This window comes from Paraburkholderia sp. RL17-373-BIF-A, from assembly GCF_046030175.1.
Classification (GTDB): Bacteria; Pseudomonadota; Gammaproteobacteria; order Burkholderiales; family Burkholderiaceae; genus Paraburkholderia.
In genome coordinates this window covers 1-2,301 of the sequence record NZ_JARESO010000206.1, presented here as the reverse complement: position 1 = coordinate 2,301, position 2,301 = coordinate 1, and the positions used below count along the sequence as shown (strand labels likewise).

Genomic DNA, 2,301 nt, shown 5'->3' with positions numbered 1-2,301 from the left:
CCGCGTGGTTGGCGTTGGTGCGGTTAGTGATTCTCGATGTTTTCGTTCCGACGGAGCTTTGGGCCAACTATCGATTGAACTCCAGAGGTCGGGTATGAAGACGGCGGTAAAGTGAGCAGCTAATTCCGCCTTCATCGAATGGAGGGCTACACGGCCGCGGCATAAATCAGTCCAGCAACTTCGCCGCACCCCAAGACTGATGGGCATTCCCGGCGTCGGGCCGATCACGGCGAGCGTGCTTGCCGTGATCGGCGACGGCACACAGTTCAGATGCGGTCGCGACTTCGCGGCATCGATTGGACTTGTCCCCCGTCAGTACAGCACTGGCGGCAAATCCAATCTTCTCGGGATCAGTCGACGTAGCGACAGTCACATCCGAAGTCTTCTCGTGCAGTGTGCCCGGGCATACATGCGCTTCCTGGACAGGCGAACCGGTCGCCTCGCGGAGTGGGCCCGCGCGCTTGCCAGCCGGTGCCACTCGAACGTCGTGGCGTGCGCGGTGGCCAACAAGCTGGCCCGACTCGCATGGGCGATCGTCGCCCGACACACGAGCTTCAACTGCGGGCCTACGGCCTCGCCGGCCTGAACGTCTCGAATAAATTCGTCAACCACTTCTGCTTTTGCGACGCCTGACACTGATGACAGGAACGGCACACCGGCCTGCGGAAAACCCCGGGAAGTAATGAGGCTCTTGAAGCCGCACGACTTTATGGGGGCTGCAGGCGCGAACTTCATCATGGCGCAAGGCTCGGCCCAGACCAACGACGCCGGATAGATTTGAGCAAGCCAACCTGACCCCAAGCACTAGGAGTTGCAAATCTGGGGCGGGCCATAGATTTTACTCCCACGCCTTCCCTTGCGCCATCAGACGTGTCCTGGTCGCGCTTGGTCTTCCGAACAAACCCAATGGAATGGACCAAAACCCTCAACGCGCGCGTGTTACGAAAGATGCTGCAGCATATCTGTTCCTCGGATAATCTGCCCTTCCTCGATATTCTTTCGTGTCAATGGGTGCGGCAGCCGATACTGTAATAAATTTTCTGCGGATTCGTACATAATCAAATCGTACACGCCATGCTCGCGACGAAGCAAACACCACTCTGCGTCAGCATTATCCCCAAACGTTTCAAGCGAGACAAAATCCCGACGCTCTGAAAAGAAAACTTTGCTACCCGCTCTCGATTCAAAGCCATTTACAGAAGCCAACCGATCAAGGTTATCTGCTATAGCGTTACGCACATCTTTACTTCCCGTATGCGGTGACGAAATATCCATGCCAAGTTGCGAAGCTAGAATAGTTTTAAAACTCCAAAGACTCTCACCAGTCACGTTGCCCAGTTCACTCCTATGGCCTTTTTCAACTAAACTAATATTCACCACATTCATCCCGAGCCAGAGGTCTTGTTTAAATTCTATCGTTTTGCCATCAACCTCCACAGTATGCGAATTTGCAGCCGGATGTGCCGCGATTTTTTCACAGAGTTGCTTCAAAGCCTCTTCGAGAGCCGCTCTCTTCTGATCAATGATAGACGACTTTACAAAACTGTAAATCCCTAAGGTAAGCATCGATAAAATCAAGTCCTTAGCTCCGCCAGCACTTCCGAATGCCCCCCCTCGCGCAGCGACATTTGCGGAGCTAATGCCCTCCCGCATATCAAGCGAGAAAGCCCTAGAGATGGTATTTCGAGTTACTAACGATGACATGATATCGGTATCCGCTAATGATTGACATATCAGGCCGGGAGGCACACCCCGGCTCTTCCCCGAAGCTTGCGAAGCCCATTTGGATCCATCCGCATGATGCTCTTGCTCGCGTTAACGCGCATTCGCGAATCTGCGGCGGATTTCGCAAATTTTCGTGAGGTATGTCCAAAAAACGGTATGGTTCAAAAGACCCGCGTTCTAGTGAACAGTAGACGTGCGAAATCCGGCCCCGGCATAGAAGGTATGCGGGCCAATTCTTGTTCCTTGAATCAGAAATTGCGTCAGGCCGCTCGCTGCTTGAAACAGGCGAAGCCGAGCATTTCCAGCCAAGGCAAATGGGTTTTCCGGTCATTGCCTCCGCCACTGTTTATTCTTCAGCCGTTCATGCTGATTGCGCATGAATGGCTTGTGGTTGAGATAAAACTGCAGGAGGCCGATGACTTTCTGGCTGACGGTTTTTCCGTTCATTCAGGTAAGGTCGAAGACGGCTGTGCAGATTTTCCACTATCGAACTGCAACGATGATTTTCCCCAGAATGGCGAGCACGGCATCTTCTATTGCCTCACATTTCGGGATGGTTCATCTGCAGTGAACACT

2 protein-coding genes and 1 pseudogene are annotated in these 2,301 nt (G+C 53.2%); 2 read left to right on the top strand and 1 reads right to left on the bottom strand.

Annotated elements, in window-relative coordinates:
* Positions 1–193 precede the first annotated feature (193 nt).
* Positions 194–586: pseudogene (locus P0D80_RS49620) on the top strand (transposase); the annotation flags it as partial.
* Between the two features lie 353 nt (positions 587–939).
* Here P0D80_RS49620 and P0D80_RS49615 read toward each other — a convergent pair.
* Positions 940–1,704, bottom strand: coding sequence for a PH domain-containing protein (locus tag P0D80_RS49615; protein WP_408295936.1), 765 nt, complete (start codon positions 1,702–1,704; stop codon positions 940–942).
* A gap of 93 nt (positions 1,705–1,797) precedes the next feature.
* On the opposite strand from P0D80_RS49615, the gene P0D80_RS49610 reads away from it, so the two are divergent.
* Positions 1,798–2,301: hypothetical protein (locus P0D80_RS49610; RefSeq protein ID WP_408295933.1), on the top strand; the 504-nt coding region annotated here is incomplete at its 3' end.